At 35.0% G+C, this 26,945-nt stretch carries 20 protein-coding genes; 2 read left to right on the top strand and 18 right to left on the bottom strand.

The window, feature by feature from the left end:
* Positions 1-51: 51 nt before the first annotated feature.
* Positions 52-348 carry a hypothetical protein gene (locus ACP6L2_RS00935; RefSeq protein ID WP_440507438.1) on the bottom strand — a complete coding sequence of 99 codons (297 nt, stop codon included), beginning with the start codon at positions 346-348 and terminating at the stop codon, positions 52-54.
* A complete protein-coding gene (locus tag ACP6L2_RS00930; RefSeq protein ID WP_440507437.1) occupies positions 345-1,235 on the bottom strand; it encodes a helix-turn-helix transcriptional regulator in 891 nt (296 codons plus the stop codon). The genes ACP6L2_RS00935 and ACP6L2_RS00930 overlap by 4 nt, the downstream gene beginning before the upstream one ends.
* A 108-nt stretch (positions 1,236-1,343) precedes the next feature.
* Between ACP6L2_RS00930 and ACP6L2_RS00925 the strand changes: the two genes are divergently transcribed.
* Together ACP6L2_RS00925 and ACP6L2_RS00920 are read left to right on the top strand one after the other, a co-directional pair.
* On the top strand, positions 1,344-2,591 hold the full coding sequence (locus ACP6L2_RS00925; RefSeq protein ID WP_440507436.1) for an 8-oxoguanine DNA glycosylase OGG fold protein: 1,248 nt from the start codon (positions 1,344-1,346) through the stop codon (positions 2,589-2,591).
* A 415-nt stretch (positions 2,592-3,006) separates the two neighbouring features.
* Positions 3,007-3,219 carry a hypothetical protein gene (locus ACP6L2_RS00920; RefSeq protein ID WP_440507435.1) on the top strand — a complete coding sequence of 71 codons (213 nt, stop codon included), beginning with the start codon at positions 3,007-3,009 and terminating at the stop codon, positions 3,217-3,219.
* A 52-nt stretch (positions 3,220-3,271) separates the two neighbouring features.
* Here the strand turns inward: ACP6L2_RS00920 and ACP6L2_RS00915 are convergent, their stop codons facing one another.
* From ACP6L2_RS00915 to ACP6L2_RS00840, 16 genes are all read right to left on the bottom strand, one after another.
* Positions 3,272-4,345 carry a S41 family peptidase gene (locus ACP6L2_RS00915; protein WP_440507434.1) on the bottom strand — a complete coding sequence of 358 codons (1,074 nt, stop codon included), beginning with the start codon at positions 4,343-4,345 and terminating at the stop codon, positions 3,272-3,274.
* A 149-nt stretch (positions 4,346-4,494) separates the two neighbouring features.
* On the bottom strand, positions 4,495-5,256 hold the full coding sequence (locus ACP6L2_RS00910) for an NYN domain-containing protein (RefSeq protein ID WP_440507433.1): 762 nt from the start codon (positions 5,254-5,256) through the stop codon (positions 4,495-4,497).
* A 76-nt stretch (positions 5,257-5,332) separates the two neighbouring features.
* Positions 5,333-6,391, bottom strand: coding sequence for a 3-oxoacyl-ACP synthase III family protein (locus tag ACP6L2_RS00905; RefSeq protein ID WP_440507432.1), 1,059 nt, complete (start codon positions 6,389-6,391; stop codon positions 5,333-5,335).
* Between the two features lie 312 nt (positions 6,392-6,703).
* Complete coding sequence (locus ACP6L2_RS00900; protein WP_440507431.1) at positions 6,704-7,282, bottom strand: DUF1003 domain-containing protein; 579 nt, start codon at positions 7,280-7,282, stop codon at positions 6,704-6,706.
* 27 nt (positions 7,283-7,309) lie between these two features.
* Positions 7,310-8,446 carry an AI-2E family transporter gene (locus ACP6L2_RS00895; RefSeq protein ID WP_440507430.1) on the bottom strand — a complete coding sequence of 379 codons (1,137 nt, stop codon included), beginning with the start codon at positions 8,444-8,446 and terminating at the stop codon, positions 7,310-7,312.
* Positions 8,447-9,181: 735 nt separating this feature from the next.
* A complete protein-coding gene (locus ACP6L2_RS00890; protein WP_440507429.1) occupies positions 9,182-10,957 on the bottom strand; it encodes a hypothetical protein in 1,776 nt (591 codons plus the stop codon).
* Between the two features lie 15 nt (positions 10,958-10,972).
* Positions 10,973-11,191, bottom strand: a complete 219-nt coding sequence (locus tag ACP6L2_RS00885; protein WP_440507428.1) for a hypothetical protein — start codon at positions 11,189-11,191, stop codon at positions 10,973-10,975.
* A gap of 466 nt (positions 11,192-11,657) precedes the next feature.
* Entirely contained in the window at positions 11,658-13,055 is a 1,398-nt protein-coding gene (locus ACP6L2_RS00880) for a TlpA family protein disulfide reductase (protein WP_440507427.1), read from the bottom strand.
* A gap of 27 nt (positions 13,056-13,082) precedes the next feature.
* The gene (locus tag ACP6L2_RS00875) at positions 13,083-14,231 is read right to left on the bottom strand and encodes a hypothetical protein (RefSeq protein ID WP_440507426.1); all 1,149 of its coding nucleotides are present in this window, start codon (positions 14,229-14,231) and stop codon (positions 13,083-13,085) included.
* A gap of 32 nt (positions 14,232-14,263) precedes the next feature.
* Entirely contained in the window at positions 14,264-16,078 is a 1,815-nt protein-coding gene (locus tag ACP6L2_RS00870; RefSeq protein WP_440507425.1) for a hypothetical protein, read from the bottom strand.
* 3 nt (positions 16,079-16,081) lie between these two features.
* Positions 16,082-18,055, bottom strand: a complete 1,974-nt coding sequence (locus ACP6L2_RS00865; protein WP_440507424.1) for a M60 family peptidase N-terminal accessory domain-containing protein — start codon at positions 18,053-18,055, stop codon at positions 16,082-16,084.
* Positions 18,056-18,074: 19 nt separating this feature from the next.
* The gene (locus tag ACP6L2_RS00860; RefSeq protein ID WP_440507423.1) at positions 18,075-19,838 is read right to left on the bottom strand and encodes a LamG-like jellyroll fold domain-containing protein; all 1,764 of its coding nucleotides are present in this window, start codon (positions 19,836-19,838) and stop codon (positions 18,075-18,077) included.
* A 3-nt stretch (positions 19,839-19,841) separates the two neighbouring features.
* The gene (locus ACP6L2_RS00855; protein ID WP_440507422.1) at positions 19,842-21,464 is read right to left on the bottom strand and encodes a DUF5008 domain-containing protein; all 1,623 of its coding nucleotides are present in this window, start codon (positions 21,462-21,464) and stop codon (positions 19,842-19,844) included.
* A 9-nt stretch (positions 21,465-21,473) separates the two neighbouring features.
* On the bottom strand, positions 21,474-22,202 hold the full coding sequence (locus ACP6L2_RS00850; RefSeq protein WP_440507421.1) for a fasciclin domain-containing protein: 729 nt from the start codon (positions 22,200-22,202) through the stop codon (positions 21,474-21,476).
* Positions 22,203-22,214: 12 nt separating this feature from the next.
* Positions 22,215-23,792: a RagB/SusD family nutrient uptake outer membrane protein gene (locus ACP6L2_RS00845; RefSeq protein WP_440507420.1), complete on the bottom strand. Its 1,578-nt coding sequence runs from the start codon at positions 23,790-23,792 to the stop codon at positions 22,215-22,217.
* Between the two features lie 5 nt (positions 23,793-23,797).
* Positions 23,798-26,935, bottom strand: a complete 3,138-nt coding sequence (locus ACP6L2_RS00840) for a SusC/RagA family TonB-linked outer membrane protein (RefSeq protein WP_440507419.1) — start codon at positions 26,933-26,935, stop codon at positions 23,798-23,800.
* Positions 26,936-26,945: the final 10 nt, after the last annotated feature.

Here is a 26,945-nt window from a genome sequence, read left to right as displayed (position 1 = left end):
GAGATAAGTACCAAATTGAAGTGGTTAAATCATGACCATTGAAATTGATTATCAATTTTCATCATCTGGAAAAATCTCCTCGGATAAAATATTATTATCATCTTTAATTTGTTCATAAACACTTTCAATATGCTTACAAAGGTTTATTAATTTATCAATATTTTTATCTTCCATATTCTCAAAGTGGGCTAATTCGAAGTCATAGCTATCTCCTTCTTCAAATACGGACATAACATCATACATTTCTCCCTTTGAGGCAAGATTCAATACCTCAGCAAATATATATCCTCTAGCATCAACAAGTACTTCTAAAGCCTTAATTACCGTGGTTCTATAGTCATTCATCATGATTCGTTTTTTTTAAGAGATTGGGTTAATATTTCTTTTATTTTTTCTTTTAATAAATTCGGTTTTATAACCTCCACATACGGCATACAGGACAGTATTTTATTTATTAAATAGTTATCAATTAAGACGTTCATCTCAACTAGTATACCTCTTTCTCCTTCATCCTTAGACTTTTGAGAAACATGCCATGGAAGACTTAATAAGTATGGAGCAAGTACAGAATCTACTTTCAATATTACCTCTGAAGTAGATTTACCTCTTTCTGGAAGTGTAATCCCAATAGAGCTATTCCATAACTTAAAAATCTCTTCCCTATGGAATTTACTTTTTCCTTTTGAAAAATTAATTTTGAGAAAATTCATTCTATCTAATCCAAAAATTCTCAGACTACCTTTATCTAAATCTTCTGCTAATAAATACCATCTTTTATTATTTTCTTTTAAAGCTAAAGGAATAAGATTTCTGGTTTCTGATGTATTCTTTTGAAACTTTTGATATAAAATAGAAAGGGAAAATTGATTTTCTATTGCAAAAATTATTTCTTCTAAATGCACTGCTCCTAAACCATCCTGATCATCTTTAAAAACAAAAGATGGTAAATCCACCTTATTTATTTTGGATGTCAATAATACTAATGCTTCGATATTAGCTTTTGCTTCAGATTTATTATCAATCCCATATGCATTCTTTTGATTAGCGTATTTGATTTCAATACCAAATGTTTCCGCTATGGTTTTGACATCTCTTTGGAACGTCCGAACATTATATGTCGAAGAATCGTCAATTTTAGAAGCTATTCTATTTTTAATCTCCTCCCACGTTGCCCACTTATTTGTTAGTAGGGAAACTATCTGTGCATGACACATTAATTTATCTTGGAAATTCATCGAATAAAAAATTTAATAGTACAAGTGTAGTAGTTTTGTCCGACATTTTTTGTCGTTACCTAATGTACTTTTGTAATAACATTAAAAATTAAAATTTATATTAGAATTATGAATACCACACCAACATTACTCAATAAATTAGGGGAGCGAAATATTTTTAATAAAGTAATTCCAACCGTAAATACATTTACAAACTTATTTAATCGTTTAGATGAATTAGGCTGGAATTTTCATGATTTAAAACAATGGGAGAAGCCAATATATAAAGCGTTTAAAATTGAAGAAATAAAACCGCAACTGGTTCATTCGTCTGGTGAATTAAGATCCGAATTAATTAAGCAACATTTACTTCATATTCCGCATCGCAACTTAGGTGCTCATCCCGTTTGTATTTATTTAGTTGCTTATTATTTTTCTATGTACAAACCAAATGGATTCACCTTCTTTGATTTTATTTCAAAAAATGGAATTTCAAACAGACCAGGATCGGCTCAAGCAATATGGGATGTAGGAAGATCTTGCGGAGAATACCTCGGGATATTTAGAAATAAATTTGAATTTATTGATTGGGATTTCTTTTTAAAATGGCAAAATCCAATAGCTCATCCCATCGAAAAGGCAGCCATTGAACCCTTAAATATTACATCAAAAGAGAAGAAAGACAAAGTTAGATTTGATAACATTTTAGAATACTTTTTAGCAATTCAAGATGAATCAAAACCATTTACAGGACCTAATTCTTTATCATGGATAAAATTTGTTGTTGGCAAAGAATATCAAAACAAAAAACTAGATAGGAGTTTATATAGGGATGATTTACTTGATTTCTGTGAGGACACAAACAACGCAGACTTTGATTGTTTACTAGCCATTTTATCGTGGGGAGGAATGCATAGAGAGCATGGAAAAGATTTATTGAAAGAACCTTCCAGCATTTTAGATATCACATTCAAATTACGAAACAATTATTTTGCAACTCGACAAGATGCATTTGAATATATCCAAGAAAAAAGGAAACTTGGTCTATTACCAGGTTTAGGAATTGGATATTTCACGAAACTGATTTGTTTTTTAGCTCCTCAATTAAATGGTTATATTATGGATCAGTGGGTAGCAAAATCAATAAATTTAATAACAAGAAAAAACATAACCCATATTGATAAAATAGGGTGGGTAACTGATAAAAATAATAAGATCAATTATGAGAATTTTTGTAGTGAAATTGATCAAATTGCTCAAAAATTAAACATATCCGGATATAAAGCTGAGGAGAAATTATTTTCAATTGGCGGTCGTAATAAAGGGAAATGGAGGAAATTCGTTGTTGAGAGTTATGAGACGATGGACTTTAATTAAGCGTTCAAGAAATCTTAAGCTATATTTTAAGTTCTAAAACAATGCTAATTAAATGTAATTGCTACAATTTTCGCAACCAATTTCACATCCACTAATCTCCATAAACATGAAAAGATTATTTCTAGCTCCCCTTATCTGTCTTTTCGGTTTGCTCATATTAAGTTGTGGTAAAGACGACAGTATCCCTTCAGATGAAAAAGGCGAGTTCATAAAAATGAGATAAATGGTATTAAAAGAGTTCTATATTCTATTAAAGCCAATTGGTTTCCTGAGGGCACTAAATTGGAGTTTTGGAGGAATCGTTAGGGATAATGAGCTATTTGAAATAGAAATCTGAAATACAGCCACTAAACTTCCAGCTGGAGAATACAACACAGACCAAAATAGTCCGTTTAGGATATTAGCACTTTATAGTGTGACAAAAGATCGTGTCAAAATACCTTACGCAGCAACTAATAAATCAGTACCTAAGGAAGACTATTTTGAAATTAAAATTGACCAGATTACTAACGACCATGTGCAGGGAACTTTCTCCGGAACCCTAATACGATATGAAGACGGTGTAACGCTAGAAAAAATTCCAATTAGCAATGGAAAATTTAATCTGACAGTAGAACCATCTAAATAATGATTTAGTTCTTGAGATTTAATGTAAGATATTGTTTAAAGAAGCATGGATATTAGATGCTTTTGGACTCCAAAACCTCTATGGCTTTATTTAAAAATAAAGGTTTATTTTCCTTTGTATATTTTAAACGTTCAGAAAAAGATTTCATCTCCTTTGGATAACTAAAATCTATTTCAACATCCGGGCTAATCCCCTCACCTATCTTGTAAGATTTACCGTTTCGATCGTTTAAGAGAGCTGTCATTAAGTTGACAGAATATCCTTTATCTACATAAATCAATTCGTTGGAAGAGGTCAAACCATTAGTTTTAGTACCAACCAATGCTACATTTCGCTGTCCAATAAAATGTGCTGCGAATATCTCACCAGAACTACCTGTAATATTTGAAACAAGTACGATAATCGGCAATTTATTATTTCTCAGTTGCACAGCCTGCAAGCTATCCAATTTAACAACCTTAGCCTCTTTACTAGAATCTGTATATAATCCATCTTCTGGCACTTCAAATGCGTTCTTTAAAACCTTATTTCCCTGCTCATCGAACTCTCCTTCAAAATAGGAAAATGTTTTATTGGTATCAATTAAACTATGAAATGGAACAACCATCGGAATATAACTTCCACCGTCATTCTCCGTCAAATCTATAATCCAAGCCTTAGGGTTTTGTTTATCCAGTTCTATTAACTGGCTTTGTAGCGAATCAAAAGATCGTTTGTGTTCTAATAGTACTCCTGGAACATTTATATAAGCAAACTTCTCATTAATCATCCGATGCTGAAAATTTTGCGTTGGCATACCTGCTTGCTCGTAAGTAGTACTCGCAATCATATTTAATAAGGCCATTTCATCTTCCTTTTCTTCTGAAAGTGCCACACTAGAATGATGGTCTTTTAGGCTGCGAACCAAGGATTGAAATATAGTAAGTAATGAATCAGTCTCTTGGATGTTTTTCACTTTTATCTTCGTCTCTGATCTCATTTTCTGAAAATCAACTTGATGTCTCATAAAAGATCGTTTTTCTAACGTATCTATAAAACGATCTACCAATTCATCGACTTCCTTATTTTGCGCAAAACTTGAAGTAAAAAGAAAACAACTAAAAAGTACCAAGAAAATTCTGTTCATATCGGCTTAATAATATCAAGGCGCTAAAATATACTTTATTATTTAAACACTCGAGATTTTTAACAATTAAAAACCCGTTAAGATTATTGAACAAACCTATTCTTAAATATCTTTTACCATCTAAATAGTCCTAAAAAATTTTTGAAAAACTATTCCTTTATCCGAATATAAATATGCTTCACATGTTTATGTCCGCCGGATTCTCTTTCATCGATTTCGAATTTATTCATATGTTTAATCAAGTCATACAACTTAGCGAAACCATAATTACGTGGATCAAAATCAGGCTTTTTCTTTGAGATATAGCTACCTAGCAAAGCGAGAAAAGTCCATCCAGCTTCATCGGACAAATCTTCCACGCTATTCATAATAAGTTTGACTGTCTGCCTGTCTATTTTATCTAAAGCTTTGGTAACACGTTTAGAAGTTGCTTTCGAAGGCGTCCTTTCCGTATCTTTCAACACGGATTCCTTCTCTTCAGGTTTAAGAATTTCAATATAAATGAATTTATCACAAGAAACAATAAAGGGCTGAGGGGTTTTCTTTTCACCAATACCAATGACGACCATCCCGGCTTCTCGAAGTCGAGTAGCCAATCGTGTAAAGTCACTATCGCTGGAAACAATACAAAAGCCGCTGACTTTCTCTGAATACAAGATATCCATGGCATCGATGATCAATGCACTATCCGAAGAGTTTTTGCCTGTAGTATAACTGTATTGTTGTATGGGGGTGATGGCATTTTCCAAAAGCACATTCTTCCATCCAGTTAAATGTGCTTTTGTCCAATCGCCATATATTCTTTTAATTGTTGGAGTACCATTTTTGGAAATTTCCTCCAACATCTCTTTGATGTATGTACTGGGAATATTATCTGCGTCAATTAAGACAGCCAATTTAAGATCTAGCATAGGAGAGATTTATTTCTAACTATAAATCTACTAAATATAAAAGGCTTTCTCCTATTCTTTAATCTGATAATATCGATTAATCTACGCGATAAACGATCGCATTAAGACTCATACCTGCACCTACAGCTGCAAATAAAATAATATCACCTTTATTCAATTCTTGACCTTCTACTTGACCTCTTCGTACCATATCATAAAGCGTAGGTACTGTCGCCACGCTACTATTGCCAAAGTCTTTAATGTTCATCGGCATGATACCTTCAGGAGCAGTCTTATCGTAAAGTTTATAGAAACGATCCAAAATTGCCTGATCCATTTTTTCATTTGCCTGATGAATAAAAACTTTCTTTAAATCGTCTATATCAATACCTGCCTTATCCAAACAGGATTTCATGGCAGCAGGCACTTCTACTAAGGCAAACTCATAAATCTTACGACCTTTCATCTTAATAAAGCGTCTTCCTGGCGATTCCTCTTCATTATAGGACCCTTCAAAATTGATATAGTCTACCTCATCAACGGAGAAGGTGGCACTCGCTGTAGCCAAAATACCGGTATCTAGTGAGGTAAGTTCCAATATTCCTGCTCCTGCTCCATCAGCAAAGATCATGGAGTCACGATCTACAGGGTCTATAACACGAGATAGAACATCGACGCCAATAACTAAACAGCGTTTTGCTAATCCTGAACGAATAAAGGCATCAGCATGAATAACACTTTCTATCCAACCCGCACAACCAAAAATCATATCGTATGCAATACAGGAATTATTTTTAATTCCTAAAAGATGTTTTACACGAGCAGCAATACTAGGGACCATATCCGATTGATTGGTTCCTTTGGGGATATCACCGTAATTATGCGTGACGATGATATAATCAATACTTTCTTTATCAATCTCTGCATTTTGGATAGCTGCTTCAGCTGCTTCAAAGGCTAAATCGCTTGCTACCTTATTATCCTTCGCGTATCGTCGAGCAGCAATACCAGTAATCGCTTCCAGCTTATTAATCACCTTTAGTGAATCCTTCAACTTCTCCCCTGCCTCATCAAAGAACACATGTTCCGCAAAGTGTGAATTGGGAACATCCACCAAGGAATGACAAGCTCCTGTGCCAATAATTTTAGATCTCATTTTTATGCTTTTGTTTCAATGTTCTTTGTTTGAATGAATTTCTTTTAAAAATAGTTAACTAAACACCTATTTTACGCTGTTCATGAAATAATCTAAATGAAATAGGGCTAATAATAGAAAGTCATCAACAAATACCCTTGTAAGATACAATATTCGAACCAATATTTCATATTTATCGAATTACAATTTATTTTTAATTCTTAATTTTTTAAGAACCAAAATATATGGACAACTTATAAAAAAAGGTAAGAACGTACTATTAAGATCAAGATTTTAACTTAAAATATTTCCATAAAAACCTAATCGATCAGTCTATTTTTCTTCACCCCCTTCTCCTCCCAACTTCTTTTCCATCTGATCAACCTTATGGCAAAGCGAGGTAATCAATTTATATTGATCTTCCTGCGATTCATATAAACCCTTTAATTGTTCCTCTAATAGCATATCCATTTTCTGATGCAGGCTACGGATCTCCAATTCAGCTTTTAAGTTTACCATATAGTCATTTTCCGCACGCATTCTATCCTTTTCCTCTTGTCTATTCTGGCTCATCATAATAATCGGTGCTTGCAATGCTGCAATACAGGAAAGCACCAAATTCATCAAAATAAATGGAAAAGGATCAAACCGTTCCTTTGCAGGAACATTGGAATTATAAATAATCCACAGAATCAACAAAACCGTAAATACGATAATAAAAGTCCAGCTTCCCCCAAAACGAGCTACCTTATCGGATATCTTCTGACCTTCTGAAAGCACTTCTTTAGGTGGATGAACCAACCGATCAACCAGCAAAGCTTCTTCTTCCATACTCTGCCTAACGATCTCATGAAGCTTAGTCATGCTCTCATTACTCTTTTCCATGATCTCCTTAAAATGCTTCTTTTCCATGATTTTGATGTTTGAAGGTTTCTGAAATTATATATCCTCTGTTTTAGTTTTTACTTCGTGTATGCCGTCTATTAATCGCTGTTCTTCTCGGAGTTGTTGGTAAAGCGATGAATCACCATCCTCTCCCATCAAGAATCCCCAAGGTTTCAATGGATAAATCCGATCAAAGACAATTTTCGTAATCGCCAATAATGGAATGGCCAGGAACATCCCTGAAATTCCCCAAACTAATTCACCGCAGAAAATTGCCATCATGGCAACCATCGAATTAACCTGAACCTTCGAACCAACCACCTTAGGAACAACAAAATTGCTATCGATAAAATGAATAATGATGATAGCTAAAAACACGAATAACACGTGGACCATGGAAGAGGTTGCAAAGGTAATTAAGGCGATTACAAGAAGGGAGACAAAGATCCCTATATAAGGCAGTACATTGAATAGTCCCGTAAAAATGGAGAGCATTAAACTGTATTTCACTCCAATAATACTCAAGGCAATAAAGGTCATCACCGCAACAATGATCATCTGCAAAAACAAACCAATCAAATAGCGCTTTACCACGTATTGCACTTGCGCAACAATATCCAATACGATATTATGATCCTTTTCATGATTGAGCAATAACAGAAATCGAACGATATGTCCACGATAAGTTAAAATGAAAAAAGTATATAGAAATGTAAAAACCAATAATATAAAATTGGAAGACATGGAAATAATGGCTACACCCAAGATAGCAGTACCCTGTCCAACCGATTTTGAAAGCGTATCATTGATATAACCCACCTGCTCGGAATAATTGATGTGGAAAGTGGCTGAAATCCATTTCTGTAAAGAGTCCAATCCACTAACAACCTGTTTCTCGAAGGCCGGCCAATCTTCCTTTAAACTTGTCATTTGCGCTCCTAGTAGAACAATTATTCCTGAAATAAAAGTAAATAGCAATAACAAAGCGGCAAGAGAAGACAAAACCCTAGGAAAACGCAATTTCCGCTCCATCCAACTAGCAAATGGAGTCAGTAAAAATGCAAACAAACTGCCTAGCACAAAGGGTGCAATGATAGTCTGTCCTACCCTAGCAATGTAAAAGAGGGCAATCAAAATAATTAGACTACAGGCTAATTTCAAATAAAATGGTAAAGAAAGTATGCGGCGCATTTTAATGTAGATGTTAGATAATTGGATATTGTTCCAGGTTATTTTTAATTCAACAATCCCAAAATTATGTTCTGTAAAATGGAACTGTGTTTAATGGCAAATATATTAACCAGACAAATGTATTTAAAACTATGATTTTGAAATATTATTTTTTCAGTTTAATGGTCGATTAATAAGGCAGGTATTTGCTTCTACATTTTATTTTATTGTTTTATGATAAATGGCAATCCTTAATATGGACTTTCTGTATGAATGATATTCGGGTATAATTTGACTAGATTTTAAGGACACTTTTGTTCTATACTCCTACGGATTTTATAAGGATTTGACATGGATCTTGTTCGGATCTCGTTCGCTTCTAACCGAACGAGATCCGAAGGAGTTCCGAACGAGTTCCGAAGGAGATCCGAAGGAGTGTCGAAGAAAACCTCTGTAAGAGTCAGTTAGACATCAAACAAAAGGCACCAGAAAATATCAAAAAACAATAGAAAGGATTAAGGAAAAATCATATGGTTATATCGCTGATTTTACCGATTTTTTTATTTTATGGAAATGGGATTGTTTATGTGGGGAGGTTTAGATTTTACGAACAATTCAGAAATTTAGTCAGAAAAAAAAGGGAGCACATTACTGTACTCCCAAACTGCAACAAAAGGAATTGAAACTTAACAATAAACGCTCTTATTACATCATTAACACAAAAGAATGAAATAAAAAATTATAGGATTTGCAGCATTATTTCAGTACATCACGGACGCATCGAATTGGCAAACGTTCATCTCTAGAGAATTCGTTTGTTCCATCGAAATGTCGATCACTGACAAAGGTTTTTCCACTGACACTTCCTCGGTAAGTCGGAGGGTCCAATCTAAAAGTACAACCGCCATTTGAACTGTTTTTATACTCTTGTTCATTTGCCGTTGGGGCAGTTGCTCCTTGAATACAACTCAAGCAGCCTATATTAGCATCGATGGCAAGGTATTGAAAGTAACCAGGTCGCCAAGAACCATAGGGGGCAGCTCCTGCACCGAAAGCTCGCCCAGCAGCATAAAACCTCAATCGTTCAGATTTACCAGTAATTTCATTTACACCATCCCACCAAATGTGACCTGTATCGGGATTCCCATTAGGTTGAAATTTCGGAAGATATTGAACATCGACTTCTGGAAAAGTACTATTGACCTCTCCCAAATCAGCATATTCTTGAATAGTGGGCATTCGCCATCTTCCACCTATGATTTTTGTACAAGGATCATCAACTACATCCTTTATACGATCAATATGCTTATTGTTTGGCCAAACCGCGTTGATGACTTTTAAAGGTTCAAAGGAATCAAAGGTCCAATAATCTGTATGATAACGTTTGTTGTTTAAAGTCATCTCCGACCCATAATTCAATCCCTGTCCCCATCCAGTCTCTTCAGGGAGATGACGGTTAAAATAAATTCCATTTACTTTAGCTAAATTTCCTTTTGCCCAAACCAAATTATTAACCCGTATTCCTGCTGCTTGAAAACTAACCTTTAATTTATAATGGTATCCAGGCTTTATTTGGAAACCAGTCAGTTCAGGTATCATAGTATTTGGCATCTGACCATCTCCAGAATTTGGAATGGTTTGGGTCATACCATTAAGCGTGATTTCCGAAATTTTTAAAGAGCTTCCCTTATTCGTTGTTCCGCATATAATCAATTCTTTACTTTCCCATAAATTTCCTTGACCAGTTATAATTAATGGCAGCATGACAGGAGTTCCATAGGGCATCAGCTCTTTACGACCTAAGTTAAAGTTAGCTGTAGGATAATGCATACCTAAGGAAGCTTTAATAGAAGTAAAAACACCCATATCGGGGGAAGATTCAAATACTACAGAAACTTTGGCCATCTGATAATGCAGTACGACATCTAAAAAATTAGATGAACCATATTCTATTTTCTTGACGGATTTATTATATAAAAATTCAGAATCAGCAGTTATGTTCTGTATCACAAGATCAGAAAGGGCAACATCCTTTGAAATCGGAGGAATGTCTTTTGTATTATTAAACGAGTAGATAACGAAAGTATAGCTTTTTCCGGCATCCATTATTAAGGAGGCATCCTTATCAACACTAATAAATTGTTCCTGTGTTACTAATTTCTCATTAGCATCATACACTAAAATTCTATATTTTACATCAGGAGCCATTTCCATTGCACGAGCAGTTCTTTCAGATCTCGATTCTTCTTGGTTGGCCTCTTCTAAAACAGCGACCAGCATATCACCATTAGGTAAAGGAGCCGTTTTTACTTGATTGGTCATTTTAGTCGATTCTCCCCTATTCTGAATTAGATTATCTGGTATATCAGAGTTTTCCTGGAGCGGATATACAGCACCTTTATAATTTAACTTTAGAACTACTTTCCCTCCCTCTAAATCTCCATTATCTAAGGATTTTGAACAAGAGGTGTAAGCAATATGGATTATAAATGCAAAGACCGACACAAGCAATAATTGAAATTTTATTTTCATTTTCATCATTATTAATTACCAAATTACCTTGTCACCATATTCGGAAATAACTTCATCCTCGCCTTTCTCCCATTCGTACATTATTGAGTTATTTGTTGGCCCAATAGGATTAACAATAGCTGAGCCTGCTGCAATTTCACTTTCCATCTGAACAAGAATCTCTTCTATGTTAGGTTTTACATACTTTCTTTTAATCTTTAAACCAGCTAGATCATTTTCGCCTTTTAAATTCATATTTATTCTTTAAATTTTATTTTATTTCGACAAGTACATAGATAATCTACCCTACGCTATCATACGAGATAAATCGATAATATTTTTTACCCATGAATGTTTAATATTTAACAAATATGCTATTTATTAGCTATTACGCAAATGAAGGGAATCACAATAAATAGTAAGGCAAATCACTTATTAATAAGTAACACCTTACAATCAATACTTTACAAAATATATTATTCGAAATTATTAAAATAAAATTAGATGCATAGAAAACCAATTAACCTAAATAATTATATTATTAGTATAATTCACCTCTTTATTTACAATAAATGTCTCTTGAGAAAAATTCTTCGGATAGGAACTTGACTTTGATGATGCAATAGGTATTGGAGTTAACAGGATATAAAAAAAATAGAGCCTAACTAAAAATTAGCTAGACCCTAAACCTATTATTTATTTACCCAGTTTTTCTAATGAATTATAGATGCTTTAAGATTAGTTCTTTAAGTTTTGGATCACTTGGTCTTGGCGCACTAAGTGTGATAATCTTTCCTTCTTTATCGAAAAGCATAAATTGCGGAATGGTTGTGAAGTTATAATATTTGGTAATGTAAGTCCAGCCATTTGCCCACAATTGGATATTATGTTCTGTACCATCATCTTTCATAGCCTTCAACCATTTATCACGATCTTTTGGTACATCGAGTGTAATACTAACTACTACAAAGTTTGGATTATCCTTTAGTTCCTCTTCCAGCTTTTTAAGAGCAGGAACTTCTGCACGGCAAGCATGACACCAAGAAGCCCACATATCCAATAAAACAACTTTACCTTTGAAATCATTGAATTGAACCATTTCACCTTGGAGATTCGGATATTTAAAATTTAATCCTTGATCTCCAGGTTTTAATTTGGCCACACGGATAAGTGTTGCCATGTTCAATTCTTCTTGTTTTGGAAGTGTTATAAGGTCTCCATATTTCTGGTATGCCTCATCATACTTTTCGAATTCATTTTGACGGTAAAGATAATTAGCCAAAATATCGCCTTTCAAGGTGTCGTTATTCAAATAAGTCATTTTACGCTCGAAAACCTCGTAAGTTCTTGCAACATTCAAATCTGTAGGTTTACGAACGCGTTCTAGGACATGTGTATATCCTTCAACTGCAGTGTTTCCCCAAGGAAGTTGATGCACGTCAGAAGCAGCATGCGTAAAGGTATTTGGTTTTATTCCATGTAAGAATTCACCTAATAAATCTTTTTTACCACGTTCCACCATTCCTTTGGTTTGGAAATACTCTCCTATTAGGCTGTAAAAATTAACGTCCAATAATATGGGCAACAAATGATTGAACTGTTTATTTTTCGTTGGATTCTCCTTTGCAAATGTTTTAGTGCGTTTATATAAAGCATCAATTTGCGGCATGGTATGATCTCCTCGACTATACTTTTCACGGCTATTGACTACCTTTTGCTCGAAATTTAGAATTTCATTATGCCATTTATTTAAAACTTGGTTTTCTGGACTAATAGATTTACCATTTAGCATATAGGTAGAATCGTTGATCGTCAGATCTAGTTTATCACCAGGCTTAAAATAAAACGTATAATTGTTATTTAACGAATTTGTACCCCCAAATCCAATGACGTAGAATGACTCTTCAGAAGGATAAAATGAAAATCCAAAATCTCCTTCTTCCAAACCTTTTGCACTTGCAATTTCAACCATTCTACCTTCAACGGGTTTCAATAGACGGACTACTGAATGATTAAGGACAATATCCAATTTCCCCTTAATCTCTACCTTTTCTTGTGCTTGAACTTGGCAGATTCCCAAAAGGGCGAATATTCCTGAAAACAAAAAAAGCTTCTTCATCTTATATATTTTTTCTATTATCAATTACTAAAATGGAAAACCATCAATATTTATCTCATGTATAGCTATAGTAGCTGCAGAAGTATTATTAAACTGCAAATGCAAACCAATTAACGGTCCCTGATTTGGCAGGGGTATTTTAGCTTGCAGTTCAATACTGGTTTTAACGTAGTTTATATCAAAATTCTCCAGCAACTTAACTTGACTTTTATCCGCCCGTATACCAATGACGGTAATGGTATTTAAATTTGCTACAAAGTTATTTTGAAAACTTATGTTTAAAACCGTTGGAAGAATTTCATCAAAAGGACCTGTAGGATTCATTAAGGAAGTCTCATCGTATTTTGAGGTGGTTGCTACCCGTTGTTTCGAGAAGAAAAAACGAATATTCTTTGTATTACCCGTTGTACCTGTACGGAATGCATAAGTACTTAATGTTGCCCCTTGACCTACTCGACCATCAAATGCACGATCTAGGAAATAGTTTGTAGCATGCGTGTTTGGATTATCGGTATAAAGGGTCCAATTATCATTATCTGAAGCTGCAGAATAACTTTTTGAATGATATTCGACAGAAAAACTTCTTTTCGCTTTTTCCCCGTCAGGCATGGTAACCGTTACACTCATTTGTTTTCCTTGAATTGGACTGATGAGTTTGGAGAACTGTTCTTGCGAGAAATCTCCTTTTAAATGAACCGAATCAGTACTTGTGCCTAAGTAAGTAAATTCATAAGTTATCTTCTCTTTCAATGGGTTAACAAACGAAAGTTTTGTTGTCCCAGGAATTGATAACGCTTGAATTTGTTGCATTATTGAAGTCAAATAAGATTCTTTAGTCCATGTCCTTATAACGGAAGGATTTGAAAAAAGACCGTTATCAACCGCATAAAATTCCAAACTATATTCCTTAAAGAATTTCATCTCCAATACCAAGGGTTTGGAGAAATCTGTAACCTTTAACTTTTGGTTCTGATTATCATCAATATAGCGTAATTCAATCTCTTTGATTTCCTTTTGCATATTGCTCCAATCAATCACCAATTTTTGATCGTAATCACCAGTTACCGAAATACCTGTAGGTTTTCTCAGAAAATTTATGCTACTATCTACACCTTCCACTTCGGGGAATTGTTGTAAAGTATCCTTTGCACAGCTGCTGAAAAATAATACAAACATGCCTAGCAAAAATGAAAATATGCTAATTCTTCTCATCGTGTGATTTCATTTTCAAATTGGTTCAAAAATAAGCGTCCATCTAATCTCCATTCAGCTGGAACGGTATAACCTAGCCAATAAAAGACTTGGGGTAATAGATCAACTGTCCTAAATGGTACTGTAATCTTACAAGAAGTACCTAAGCGATCATAATCCTTTATAGGATCCTTACCACTTATCGTTAAATCGGCAGCTTTTCCTACAATGCTATTCTTCCAAATCTTTTTGTTTCCAGGAATAAAGATTTGGTCATAGGAAGCAATTAATTTAGCGTAGTTTGGATCGGATGTAGGCACAGTGGTCTGACAGGCCAACCTAGCAACATCTTCATTGGTCAAACTCGAGTTCCATACACGCACATTGCCATAATCTGCAGATGTGATTGCATAAAATTCATCTTGTTCATTAAAGCCAAGCGTAAATGGATAATTATTACTGATACTTGCGACCGTAAAGTTTTGCATCGTAAAATATTCCCTTTGTACACCGTTTACATACCATCTAATGACAACTGAATTGGTTGTATAATTTTTTATGGAAAGGGCATAATGAGTCCATACGCCATCTGTACCTTTAGAAATATTAGCTTTTGCATTAGTAGTTCCGTTATCTAAGCGTAAAGAAAATTCATTATTCCAACCGATAATACTCCATCCAGGTGTATTAGGAGCAATGGCAGAAGAATCCTTCCCAATAAACTGATTACTGTAAAAAGTGTAACCGCCTGACCCTGCTAAATTTACCCAGTAATTATCTGGGTAAGTACGCATTCTAAATTCGATTAACAGCTCACCAGTAGTGCTGAAATTAAAGGGTTTAGAACCTTCATTTGCAGGACTCTGAGCTCTATAACCCATCTCATCAAATCCACGTGGGTTGGTGTTGTTTTCAGAATGTTTTACAACCATTGGATAATATCCATAGGCATGAAAGTAGGAGAATTTATCATCATCAAATTTTTTCTCACTTAATCTTGGCGAACTATAAAGTGCAAAGGTCTCCAAACTTGAATTCTCCGCATTTGCCGTCACACCAGCTGCTGTTCCACCAAAAGAGGAAGAAACAATAATCATCCAATCCTCTTGATTTACATTTGTTCTTTGTTGTATAGCATCTAACAGTTTTCCAATATTTGCATCAGCTTTTTGAAGTGCATCTGTATATTTACTATTCTCTACTATAAACCCACCATTTTTCCCTGCTATCACCGGATCGGTCAATTCTACTAAACAGAAATCTACTGCACGCTTATTTATTATATCAACTGCTGATTTCACTACATCAACATCATTAGTAAAAACAAAACGCTCTGTAGCACCTTGAGATATCACGCTGCTTAACTCTTTCGATTGCATGAATGAATAACTGATTAATTCCGTATTCAAGGTATTTAATCGAGTAAAAAGACCTGGAACGCCAGTGTTTTTAGCAATACCGCGACGACTTTGATCCGTGGCGCTTTTAAAAGATAAATCCTTAATTTGATGTGAACTATAATCAAAGCCAGAAAACTGTGTGCTCCAAGCTGTTGCTTCTCCATTTGCTGAACCGGCAAGGGTTTTAAAACTATATTTTCCTACAGCCATCAATTTTTCAAGATTGGCCAACTTGCCTTTATTAGTGGTCAGGTATTTTTCAATTTCCTTTCCAGGTAAGCCGTCTATCTGAACAAGCAAAACCTTTCTGGCAAATACTTTTGCAGAATCTACACCAGCCTTCTCCCCCTCTAAATATCCAGGGGTATTATATTTCTTACAGGATGCGAATAAAACTATCGCTAAACCAAATAACCAAAGAAATCTATTCATCTCTTAGCGTTTAATATCATAAAATAATCCCAACTCACTTAGTGCTACTAAGGTTGTACCACTACTATTAACCTCTGGAAATGCTACTCGAACATATTGTGCATCCACTATTTCATCAAGCTCCAGTTCAATTCTTCCTGATCCTCTCTGTGGTAAACCAGAGAAAGTCTTTACTAATTTCCAGGTATATTGATCCTCACTGGTATACACTTCTATTTTCTTAGCCATATTAGCAGTAGTTCCTTGATTTCCGTAGAACAACCCTTTAAAAGATTCCACTCTCGTTAAATCCAAATTAACATAGACAGGCAGTGTAGTCACAACCTCACAAGTACCTGTACAAGTACGCCAGAAAGTAGAATAATTCTTATCGTTAATCTTATCAAAGCCATTGCTGCTAAACGTACTTACATTCGTGGTATAAACGAAATAACCGTGATTCAGATCGTATTTAGAAGTTACAGGTTGATCACCTTTTGTCTTATCTGCAGGGTTATATTCCCAAATTGCGCGTTCAAGTGGTTGATAATTTTTACGAATTTCTTGTTGAACAAAATAACTTGGATAAATCCCCCATTCTTTTAAAAATCGTTGGTAATCCTTTCCAGTAGCCTCCGAAAGAGTCTTATAAAAAAAGTCAATTTGATTTTGAGCAATTAAAAAATTCATGGTGCTTAAACGACCTTCAGAGAATATTTTTGACAATAGTTTCCAACCTGGCTCACCTGTTTTACCAACAGCCTTCTCCATGATTTGAATAATTGGTGTAGAAAAGATCACAGGATGATATATCGATGGATAATCAGCAGCTAAAGTTCCTAAATCACGCTTGGTTGTACTATTAATAAATTCCATCGCATATTTGTGCGAATTAACAATCAAAGGATCTGTATTATACAATGGTAAATTTAAGCGCTGTGCTGTGCGATACATGTAAACTGTCTCCATGCTTGGCGCAATAGTTTTCCACATCCATCCTCTTGATTGAGCTTGGTTTTGTCCTATTAAAGAATAGACTTTACGAAGTGCTTCTTTCTTAAAATCGAAAGCAGTTAATGATGATTTCGTTAATATATCTTTAAAATTATCATCACTCAATTGCATCATCCAAGGAAATCCAGAGTGGCTTCCTAATAATGGCTGAATATCAAATACACAGCGATCTACGTATTTAGGACCTTGATCCTTTGGATCTGTGGTCAATCCAAAACCTTGAAATTGATAAAAGTCTTTTTGATAAATTTCATCCCAGAAGTTCAATGCGTATTCTGGATCCATATCATTTAGATATTTCAGAACATAATTCCTAGGAACAGAAAAACTAATGTTTTTTCCTTGAAACTCTACCCAAGGAACATCTTGTTTTAGAATATCTTGTTTCCAAGTAGCAACATTGGTTTTCCCTAAGACGAAGTCTGGACTACGTACAGCACCTTTAACTTTAACAGCCATAACATTAGCGATAGGTGCCACATCTGCTTGCAATAAAATAGTTCCACCAAAAGGATTATTTACTAAGTTTTCTCCTGGTAATAATACTGCAGTCATAGTGATCTTATCATCTCTATGCAAAGCACCCTGCTCAATAAGGTAATCGGTATGTACCCCAATCTGTACTTTCATTCCTTGAATTCCGTCAGGAATGGTAATACGAATTGGTTCTCCTGCAGGAGCATAAAGGCCAGTATTTAAAATGGCTTTTGGTGAAAAATTAGTACGGATAACCTGAGGATTTGGATTTGGATATCTAAAGTCCATTTGTACCGTAGTATCTGCGATCCTTTTCACATCATCTCCTACCAATCCAGGAAAAACTTTAGCCTTTTCTAAAAATCTAGTATCCTTTTTATCTGAGCCATTATAGTCATTTCCAGTCTTATCTCCTTCAGGATAGGTATTATCAAAATCATACCCATACTTACCACAAGATTGGAATACCAATGCCGCGCAGAATAAACTATATATAATTCGTTTCATAAGTTGATTTAGCTAGTGATTAGTATTCTAAAATTAAATATGGAGGTTGCCACGATTGTCCATCCAACTTCCAATCTTTACTCGGCAATATGCCAAACCATTGATAAATAAATGGTGCTATATCCACCTGATTAGGCACTTCCTTATATTTTGATAAAGGCACCACGGACTGAATAAAATTGCTTTTCAATTGATCAGTAACAAAGGCAACTCTATTTGCAGAAGCCATAGTAAATCCATTACCAGAGGCATCAGATAAGGTCCTACTACCATTATTATCCTCATAGGTTGGCCAATAACCTAATAGGCTGTCAAAATATGGTGAAACTTCTGGATTAACTGTTGATAGGCCAGCATATTTAGTGACATCAGCCGACGTCCAAGCAAAATCATAAATCTGGAAATTACAATAAGAATAATTTCCACTGTGATCCTCAAAATTGTAGAAATATCCTAATCCTTGGTTGTTTAGAATGGTATGAACCTTACCTATTAATAAAGGCTCGTCGTTTGTTAAATCCAATGCTTCTACATCTTTTTCTGCAGATAGCACTCCATCAATATAGATGGATGCTTTAGCTGTTGCACGATTTACTGTCACGGTGATAACATGCCAGTTTGTATCTTCAATTTTAGTTGTTTCAATAAAACCATCCATTCCAGTAACCCGGAAACGAACTGTAGCATCGCTATTAACCATTGCTTCCCAGCCACGTAAAAATGGATTGACATTTCCACGCTTACGTATCACGGTAAGCTCTTTTCCAATACCTGGTAATGCAATCTGTTTCGCAAAAAAGTTTATCGTAAAACTCTCTGAATAATCAAAATTAAATTTGTCAGCATTTCTTAAATGATAAACCGCTACGAAACTTGAGCTAATATAAGGTACACTCATTACACTTGTTGCAAAATTAAATGGAGAGGTAACTGGCTTTGTCACCACTTTCTTGGAAAACAAGGGCGAATAAAAATAAGTGAAAACATCACGCTTACTATCAGCAAATCTCGTAGGATCATTAGGATCCTTATAAGCAATTTCACCACCATAAGAAGAGGTTACCACTACTAGCCAATTCTCTTTTAAATAATCTGGCCTACTTTTGATTGACTCGGTTAATTCACCAAGTTGAGCATCTAAAGTATTTATAGCATCACGGTATTTAACATCATCTGTTTCAAAAGAACTTGCCTTCCCAACTTTGTAAGGATTCGACAATTGAGTTACAATTAGATTAACATCATCTTCTTTTTGGATGGCTGCTTTTGTTTTTGACACTATTTCAGCATCGTTAGCTAATACCTCAGATTGATCAATTTCTTTAAGTAAGGTATTTTTCAATTTGTCATCCGATACAAAGGCTAAACTGTTAAACTTTGGAACAGTGCTTTTTATCCGACCAATAAAAGTAGGATAGGCTTCCCCTTCCCAGGTACTTAAATCGTTAAGAACCTCGCTTTTTTCACTCGTTACACCTGTAAAGATATTCGCATAACCTGTTTCTTTCGTAAATGCACTATTCGTAAAATCACCTAAGGAATTATTACAATAAAAGGCATTTTTTGCGATCATCCTAAAATTCACAGGCTCCATTACATTCAGCATATCACCACGAACACCGTCTACAACAACCACCAACACCTTTGTCATTACAGCATCTTGTGCATCAGGATCTGTATTATATTCCTTGGTTAATTTCTCAAAATCCTGACTACAGCTAACCAAGAAGAAACTGGAAACCATGAGGACTAAAAAGGTTAATATTTGATTAGTATTTTTCATAGTTTAATTTTTTACGATCAATTTGAATATATTAAACACATTTTTCCCATCAACAGAATTGATCATTCCCGAAATATATAAACATGGATGGCCTGCTGCTGTTACGCCTTCATTGATACTGGTAACTCGACCAACTATAGGCCCCATATTGTTAAAATGTTGTTTTGCTTCTCCATTAGATTCAAGAATCAACAAGTTGGATCTTCGAACGTTATTATAATTTTCAAAATCACCAAAAACAACAACTTTTGAATTATTCATGAGCATAGCATAATTAGGCCTGCGATCATCGGTAGTACCAAACTTAAACTGCTCATCGGTCTGTCCATTTTCTTGCAATACAACTACACCATTTGCGGGTTTACCGTTGAATGTGGTAAAACGTCCAGCAATTATCATTTTCTTTAACCGTGAATTATAAAAAATACTGTATATCTCATCGTTGGCTCCTGAACCTATTTGAAACCCTTGATCTAAGGTACCATCTGCATTAAGCGCAAAAATTCGGTTTCTAGGTTGACCATTGTAGCTTGTGAAATTTCCTACAACAACTAATTTTCCAGAAGGAAGCAATACGGAAGAGCCAACTGTACCATTGGTACCTGTATTATTACTATTATAGTTTAAATCAAGCTTTCCATCTACCCCGATTTTTGCAATATTTCGAACCAGAATTTGTTTTTTAGAAAGTATAGTTTTAGTAGATTGGGTGTAATCGATATTGCTGTATTGGGTGAAATTACCCACGGCAATAACATCCTCACGATCGGTCAAAAAGAGCTTCTGTATTATACCACCATCTAAAGAGGCATTAAAGTTTGATACGGTATCAAATGAATCATATGGTCTGGCAAGGTTATCATTTAATACAGCTACCCGTAGGGTATCTAAACTACCATCAGCATTTAAACGTGCCAAATTACCAACAGCATCTTTATTATACTTGTTAATTTGTCCTGCCACATAAAACTTATTATCAGCACGTTGTACAATACTGTTTATAGTACCCACAGCTCCAATCCCTTGTACTAACGGAACAGTGGAGGCAATCCCTTCTGTGGTTATGCGCTGAATACCACCTAGAATAACATCATCATAATCACTAGGATCAAAACCCCTATTAACAAATATCTTATAGTTACCTACTGCAATAAAGTTTCCTGGATTTGCACGATCAGATAGTAATTGATTAATTGGCCCATTGAAACCATTCGTAGTATAGAATGTAGGATCTAAATAAACATTTCCATCAATTGGAACTTTAGGTCCGAAATAAATCTCCTCTCGAATCTTCACCTTTATACCACCAGTCGCCACTTGATTGGGAACAATAAAACTAACTGTAGAGTCCGTTACTTTTTGTAAAACACACAATTGCTCATTTAAAAACAATTCCATTTCCTTTTCATACTGCTTGGTACCACGCAAGGATACTTGTACAATATCTCCGGGTTTAGCAGCAGGTATGGGACGATTTAAATGTTCAAAATAAACACCTAGTGGAGCTTTTCCTTCCGCATAAGGATCTTCTCCTGTAATTACATTTTTACTACAGGCACTAACAAGCCAAACAAAGCCTATTGCTGCAAATAAAATGATCGATATATTCTTTCTTTTATTAATCATGACCTTGAATTAATTAACCAAACCCTTACTGTAAACTGATGAGATGAATTTGAAGGTGTCAAATCCAAAATTGTGTTTATTCAAGTTTAAAACATGCACTACGCCGTTGTTAGTCTTAATATTGGAAGTAGCAACAGGCGCATTAATCATAGCTCCTAAAGCTTGTAAATCACTAATATTATTGATGTAGGATATATAAAGCTGTCTATAACCAGCATATTTTACCACTTGACTACCACCAGAACCAGATGACTTTACATCATTATAAAGTACGCCTAAATTCATATTCTGATTTGCTACAGTAGCAAAACCTTGACCCGGATACACATTCATATTCAAGGTATCAATCTGAGGCACATCTTTTAGGAATAATACCTTATTGAAAATGTACAAAGAGAGGTAGGATTTCCAGATATCTGGATGGATCTGCTCTAAACGGACAACCGTATCTTTACCATTATCATATAAAAACTTATTTAAAGCTTTTACCGAACGTTGTATGGTATAATCAGGTGCAGCAAAGAAGCTGTTTGGGTTCTTATCCAAAAACTCTTCCATACCTGCTAGTTTTATCACCTTGGAAAGGGAGTCAAACAAATCAGGTCTGCTATGTATAAATTCCAAAGAGCTACCATCATAAATACCTTTTTGTACACCGGTATCATGGAAGTAATCCTTCTTACAAGCTACTCCTAAGAATAAGGTTCCAAAAAACAGGATTGCTATTATCTTTTTCATAACGTCAAATAATTAATTGTTCCAAAAGGTATTTAATACCATTTCTGGATTGTTTAATAATGCCGATCTATCAATTGGCCAAGTCCAAGCTCCCTTAGCAAAGTCAGAAGATAAAATCGGGTTTGTAGTATAGGCAGGATTAGTCGCCTTTTTCGTACGAACTAAATCAAAGAAGTAATGGCTTTCACCAAACAACTCCCTACTTCTTTCAAACCAAATGGCATCTTTAAGTTCATCTAAACTCATACCGCTGTTCAAAGCACTTGCTTGCGCACGATTACGAATAACCATTAGTTTTTCATAAGCCGGTCCTGGCTGATTTAAGTTTGCATAAGCTTCTGCCTGCAATAAAATACAAACAGGTAATCGAAAAACAATCTGGTTATTATTAGGCACTAAATCATTGATTGCCAATTGGGCTTTAGTATGGAATTTTTTACAATCAAAATAAGTAGGATTATCAGGAATAGAAGGATCCATATCGCCGTTAAACCACAAAGCTTTTCGCTTATCTGGTTCGTTTAATGGATATAGTTTGTTCATATATCCAATATCATATTTTACGATTGAGTAAAATATTTGGGCCGTAGCGGATACTCTACGAGACTTGGCCATCTGAGCGAAAGTCAAGGCCCTATTGAACACTTCTCCTGAGAAATTTGAATTTTGAGTAATTTCAAACAAACCTTCCTTTGAACGACCCTGGAAAACCGTCTCAATGTTGTCTATGTTCACCAAACCATAAGCATTTTGGTTCTCATTCAATAGTTCATCACCTAAAGTAATGGTACGTTGGTAGTATTCATCTTTTTTAGATTCTGAAAAACCAGCTAACCACATATTGGTATGCATCATTAAAGCAATTGCCCCACCACGTTGAGCACGACTCCCTACCTGTGCATTGTTTGAATAAGTCCATGGAAGATCTTTATAATATTCAGACATATCCTTGTCAATGTTGGCTAATACCTCCAACATATTGGTACGACCAATCACCTTATCAAAATATGCTTCTGTATAATAAGGTACATCGCCAAAAACCCGAACTAAAAAGAAATAACATAGATTACGGACAAATACCGCTTCAGCTGTGTATTGCTTTCTTTCACGTTCAGACAAATCAGGACCACCCTCTTTATTTATTTCAACAACAGCAATATTTGCTTTTTGAATAATTTGATAAAATCCTGACCAACGTTTTACAAGATCAAATCGTGCAAAATCTCTTTTAGGAAAAGCAGGTAAGTAATCATATTCAGCTATATTATAATAATTATATATTTCATCTAAATCATTAGTTCTCAATAGAGAAAACATTTTATAGGCCTTTAAATCATCGGGCAAACTTGGATGTGCAAACAATATAGGTGCTGCACGAAAATCGCCAGTGGCTGCTAAAAATATACTTGAAGTTGTTGTCGCTCGGAAATCATAAAATAAGCCTTGCATATACATCTCCACATCATTACGATCTTTCCAGAATTCATTCCCAACTAAATCATCGTAAGAACGAACATCCAAAAAACTCTTTGTACATCCTCCGAATACTAATAAGGAGAATAGGCTAAGTGTGATTATTAATTTCTTCATAGCTCTTAAAATTGAATGTCTAAACCAAATGAAAATGTTCTAGCTCTAGGGTACCCATTGGAGCTATCGTATCCTAATGATGTCATCAACTCCGGGTCTGGACCAGAATACCTGGAAAAAGTATAAATGTTGTTAGCAGTTAAGGATAAACGTGCAGAAGAAATGTTCCAAATTCTTCTTAATAATTCTTTCTTGAAATTATAGGACATGGTCATGGTATTGAATTTAAGATATGACCCATCTTCCTGGAATAAAGTAGAGTTATGACGGAATGCATCTACAATAGTCGCTCTACGGAAATCAAATGGATAAGGGAAATCAGGATTACTGGATCCATTTCCATAATAGTTATACATATCGATAGGCACCAAGGAAGTAGAAGCACCAGGATTATAATAATTCTTAAAACGATCTGCTAATGCAGAGTTTATCACATCACGTTTCATCAAATAAGAAAAATTGGATAACAAGGACCATTGCTGATATTGTAGTGTGATGCTAAAACCACCAACAATTTTCGGCTGAGAGTTACCTGCAATTACTAAATCCCGCTCATCTAAAATATAATCCTTATTCAAATCTGTAAATATTGGATCACCGGCACGGAAGAAGTTATCCGCTCCAGTATTAGTTCCAACTCGATATCGCAAACCTGTTGCAGGGTTAACCGGTACATCCTCATCAGTTAAATAAACACCACGATAGTGATATAGCACATTAGATGTCGTATTACGTCCTAAGCGTTTTAAAATATTGGTATAACCACCTGCTCCCAGCATCTCTTGTCTACTATCATTAGCTAAACGCGTCAAATAATCGTTGTTAATCGCTACGTTAAAATTGATCGACCCTCTCCAGTTGGTATTTTTAAAATTAGGACGGTAAGAGAATGAAAACTCATTACCAATATTTACCATCGCTTGAGTATTCAATTTAATAGCTGAAAATCCATTCACATCAGTTAATGGCACATTTACCAACTCATCATCTGTCTGTTTATAATAGAATTCATAAACGAAGTTGAAACGGTTATTGAACATGGAAATATCCGTACCAAGGTTAAAGGTAGTATTCGTAACAGGCAATAAATTGGTATTTGGAAGTGTTGCTAAATTCAATGAAATAGCTGGATCTCCATTGTATGTCCCTTGAATTAAAGAATAACGGCCAAATGCATCGTACCTTGTACCTACAGGAACTATATTTCTACCTAGTGATGCACGAATTGAAGCTTCATTTAACCAATCAATTTCTTTTACAAAATTCTCACGATGAATATTCCATCTTAATCCAACAGAAGGGTTGATAGTCCATGGTTTTTCAATACTGCGAAGCGATGAACCATCCATACGGTATGATCCTTCTACGATGTACTTATTATCATATTGATAAGTGAAAGCAGCAGCATAAGATAGCGATCTTGATTCCGACTGGTTTTCTAATGTTCCCCCAGTAGATTTTGTACTGCTGTATCCAATTCCCGATTGAATATTGTCATTCCCTGTTCCAATAATACGCATGGCTTCTGAAATATTATTGGCAATACGCATCTCGTGGAATGCATAAGCAGATATATTGTGTTTGGGAGATAAATCCTTACTGTATCTTAATAAGTTACGGTTGTAAATACTATTATTATTGGAGCGGAATACATACAATAAATTACTTCCTGCATTTAGTAGTTCAGGCGTAAATTTATCTTGATGCTGAATATTATAAGCATATTGACCTGTAGTTGTGAATCGTAATCCTTTCAGGATTTCATACTCTATATTAATATTGGTTGATAAATTCCCTGTCTTATTATCTGATTCCATCGCCGTTGCCAACAAAGCATCATAACTACCCGCGAAAATAGAAGGTGAAGGAAGTAGTGATGAGGTATTGGCACTACTAGCCACCCCCTTTTGTTGATAAGCATTTCCAGATCCTAAACTATTGCGAACTAAGCCTCCATTTACATAAGCAGAAATCAGAAATTTATTATTAGGACGGAATTGCATATTTGAGTTTAGGTTATACCTAGTAAACCCTGTATTCGCTATAATTCCATATTCTTTCGAATATCCTGGTGCCAGCTTATAGTTAAAGTTCTGGTTACCACCACTGATATTTAAGTTCTGATTCGTGTTAAAAGTGTTCCCATAGAAATAAGACTGCCAATTGGTGGCATTATTATAATAAGGGTTAATTGAATCGGCTAACATAGGCGTGTTATGGATCAACTTTAAGCCATTCAAATAAGAAAGGTCATTATTTAAAATAGAATAAATACGAAGATCTCTTTCTCCTTTACCACCGATAACATCACGTAACCTAGGAACAGTATTCAAGAAATACCTAGATGTATAAGAGATCATAGGAATTTGAGAATTTCCACGTTTAGTAGTTACCAAGATAACGCCATAAGCACCTTGAGCACCATACAATGAAGTTGCTTGAGCATCTTTTAAAATGGTTACAGATTCAATATCATCAGGTGGAATCATTGCCAATGGAGAAATACCTGTTCCCTGAGTTTGGAATCCATATTCGAAGTTATCTGTATTCTCGATAGGCACCCCATCAATTACAAATAATGGCGATGTGGAGGTCACATAAGCATCCGGACCATCTCCTACGATATTTGCCGTATTTACACCACGAATATTAATACTTCCTGCCATACCAGGTGTACCTGTATTTAACTGTACATTTAAACCTGCTGCTCTACCTTGTAATAAATCAGTGAAGTTAGCTGCTGGAGCATCTTTAATATCGTCCATCTTAATCACAATAGCAGAACCTGTAAGTGTTTCTTTCTTACGACCCACATATCCAACAACAACCTCTTCGATCACATCCGTTCTGGATTTCATTACAATCTTAATCTCCTTTTCATCTGTAGGAACTGCGATGGTCCGTGTAACATAATTTAAATGTCGAATGGTGACAGTTTTTATATTCACTGGAACAGAAACACTAAACTTTCCATTTAACCCAGTATATCCATATGCATTAGCATTATTGGTTGTCGCAATGGTAATATCTGAAATTGGGTCACCATTTTCATCCACAATAACACCATGGAATTTACGCATTTGAGTTTGCGCAAAAGTTGAAAAAAAGCAACCTAGTAGAACTATTAATAGTAATTTTTTCATAAATTAAGTA

The sequence above is a fragment of the Sphingobacterium lactis genome, from assembly GCF_051951495.1.
Taxonomy (GTDB): domain Bacteria; phylum Bacteroidota; class Bacteroidia; order Sphingobacteriales; family Sphingobacteriaceae; genus Sphingobacterium; species Sphingobacterium lactis_A.
This window is presented reverse-complemented; position numbering and strand designations above follow the sequence as displayed.

Coding starts and splice junctions, on each gene's coding strand:
- ACP6L2_RS00885 (WP_440507428.1), bottom strand. CDS start 11,191: ATGAATTTAAAAGGCGAAAATGATCTAGCTGGTTTAAAGATTAAAAGA.
- ACP6L2_RS00860 (WP_440507423.1), bottom strand. CDS start 19,838: ATGAAAAATACTAATCAAATATTAACCTTTTTAGTCCTCATGGTTTCC.
- ACP6L2_RS00915 (WP_440507434.1), bottom strand. CDS start 4,345: ATGAACAGAATTTTCTTGGTACTTTTTAGTTGTTTTCTTTTTACTTCA.
- ACP6L2_RS00910 (WP_440507433.1), bottom strand. CDS start 5,256: ATGCTAGATCTTAAATTGGCTGTCTTAATTGACGCAGATAATATTCCC.
- ACP6L2_RS00840 (WP_440507419.1), bottom strand. CDS start 26,935: ATGAAAAAATTACTATTAATAGTTCTACTAGGTTGCTTTTTTTCAACT.
- ACP6L2_RS00845 (WP_440507420.1), bottom strand. CDS start 23,792: ATGAAGAAATTAATAATCACACTTAGCCTATTCTCCTTATTAGTATTC.
- ACP6L2_RS00935 (WP_440507438.1), bottom strand. CDS start 348: ATGATGAATGACTATAGAACCACGGTAATTAAGGCTTTAGAAGTACTT.
- ACP6L2_RS00880 (WP_440507427.1), bottom strand. CDS start 13,055: ATGAAGAAGCTTTTTTTGTTTTCAGGAATATTCGCCCTTTTGGGAATC.
- ACP6L2_RS00895 (WP_440507430.1), bottom strand. CDS start 8,446: ATGCGCCGCATACTTTCTTTACCATTTTATTTGAAATTAGCCTGTAGT.
- ACP6L2_RS00850 (WP_440507421.1), bottom strand. CDS start 22,202: ATGAAAAAGATAATAGCAATCCTGTTTTTTGGAACCTTATTCTTAGGA.
- ACP6L2_RS00865 (WP_440507424.1), bottom strand. CDS start 18,055: ATGAAACGAATTATATATAGTTTATTCTGCGCGGCATTGGTATTCCAA.
- ACP6L2_RS00855 (WP_440507422.1), bottom strand. CDS start 21,464: ATGATTAATAAAAGAAAGAATATATCGATCATTTTATTTGCAGCAATA.
- ACP6L2_RS00890 (WP_440507429.1), bottom strand. CDS start 10,957: ATGAAAATAAAATTTCAATTATTGCTTGTGTCGGTCTTTGCATTTATA.
- ACP6L2_RS00925 (WP_440507436.1), top strand. CDS start 1,344: ATGAATACCACACCAACATTACTCAATAAATTAGGGGAGCGAAATATT.
- ACP6L2_RS00905 (WP_440507432.1), bottom strand. CDS start 6,391: ATGAGATCTAAAATTATTGGCACAGGAGCTTGTCATTCCTTGGTGGAT.
- ACP6L2_RS00930 (WP_440507437.1), bottom strand. CDS start 1,235: ATGAATTTCCAAGATAAATTAATGTGTCATGCACAGATAGTTTCCCTA.
- ACP6L2_RS00900 (WP_440507431.1), bottom strand. CDS start 7,282: ATGGAAAAGAAGCATTTTAAGGAGATCATGGAAAAGAGTAATGAGAGC.
- ACP6L2_RS00875 (WP_440507426.1), bottom strand. CDS start 14,231: ATGTTTGTATTATTTTTCAGCAGCTGTGCAAAGGATACTTTACAACAA.
- ACP6L2_RS00870 (WP_440507425.1), bottom strand. CDS start 16,078: ATGAATAGATTTCTTTGGTTATTTGGTTTAGCGATAGTTTTATTCGCA.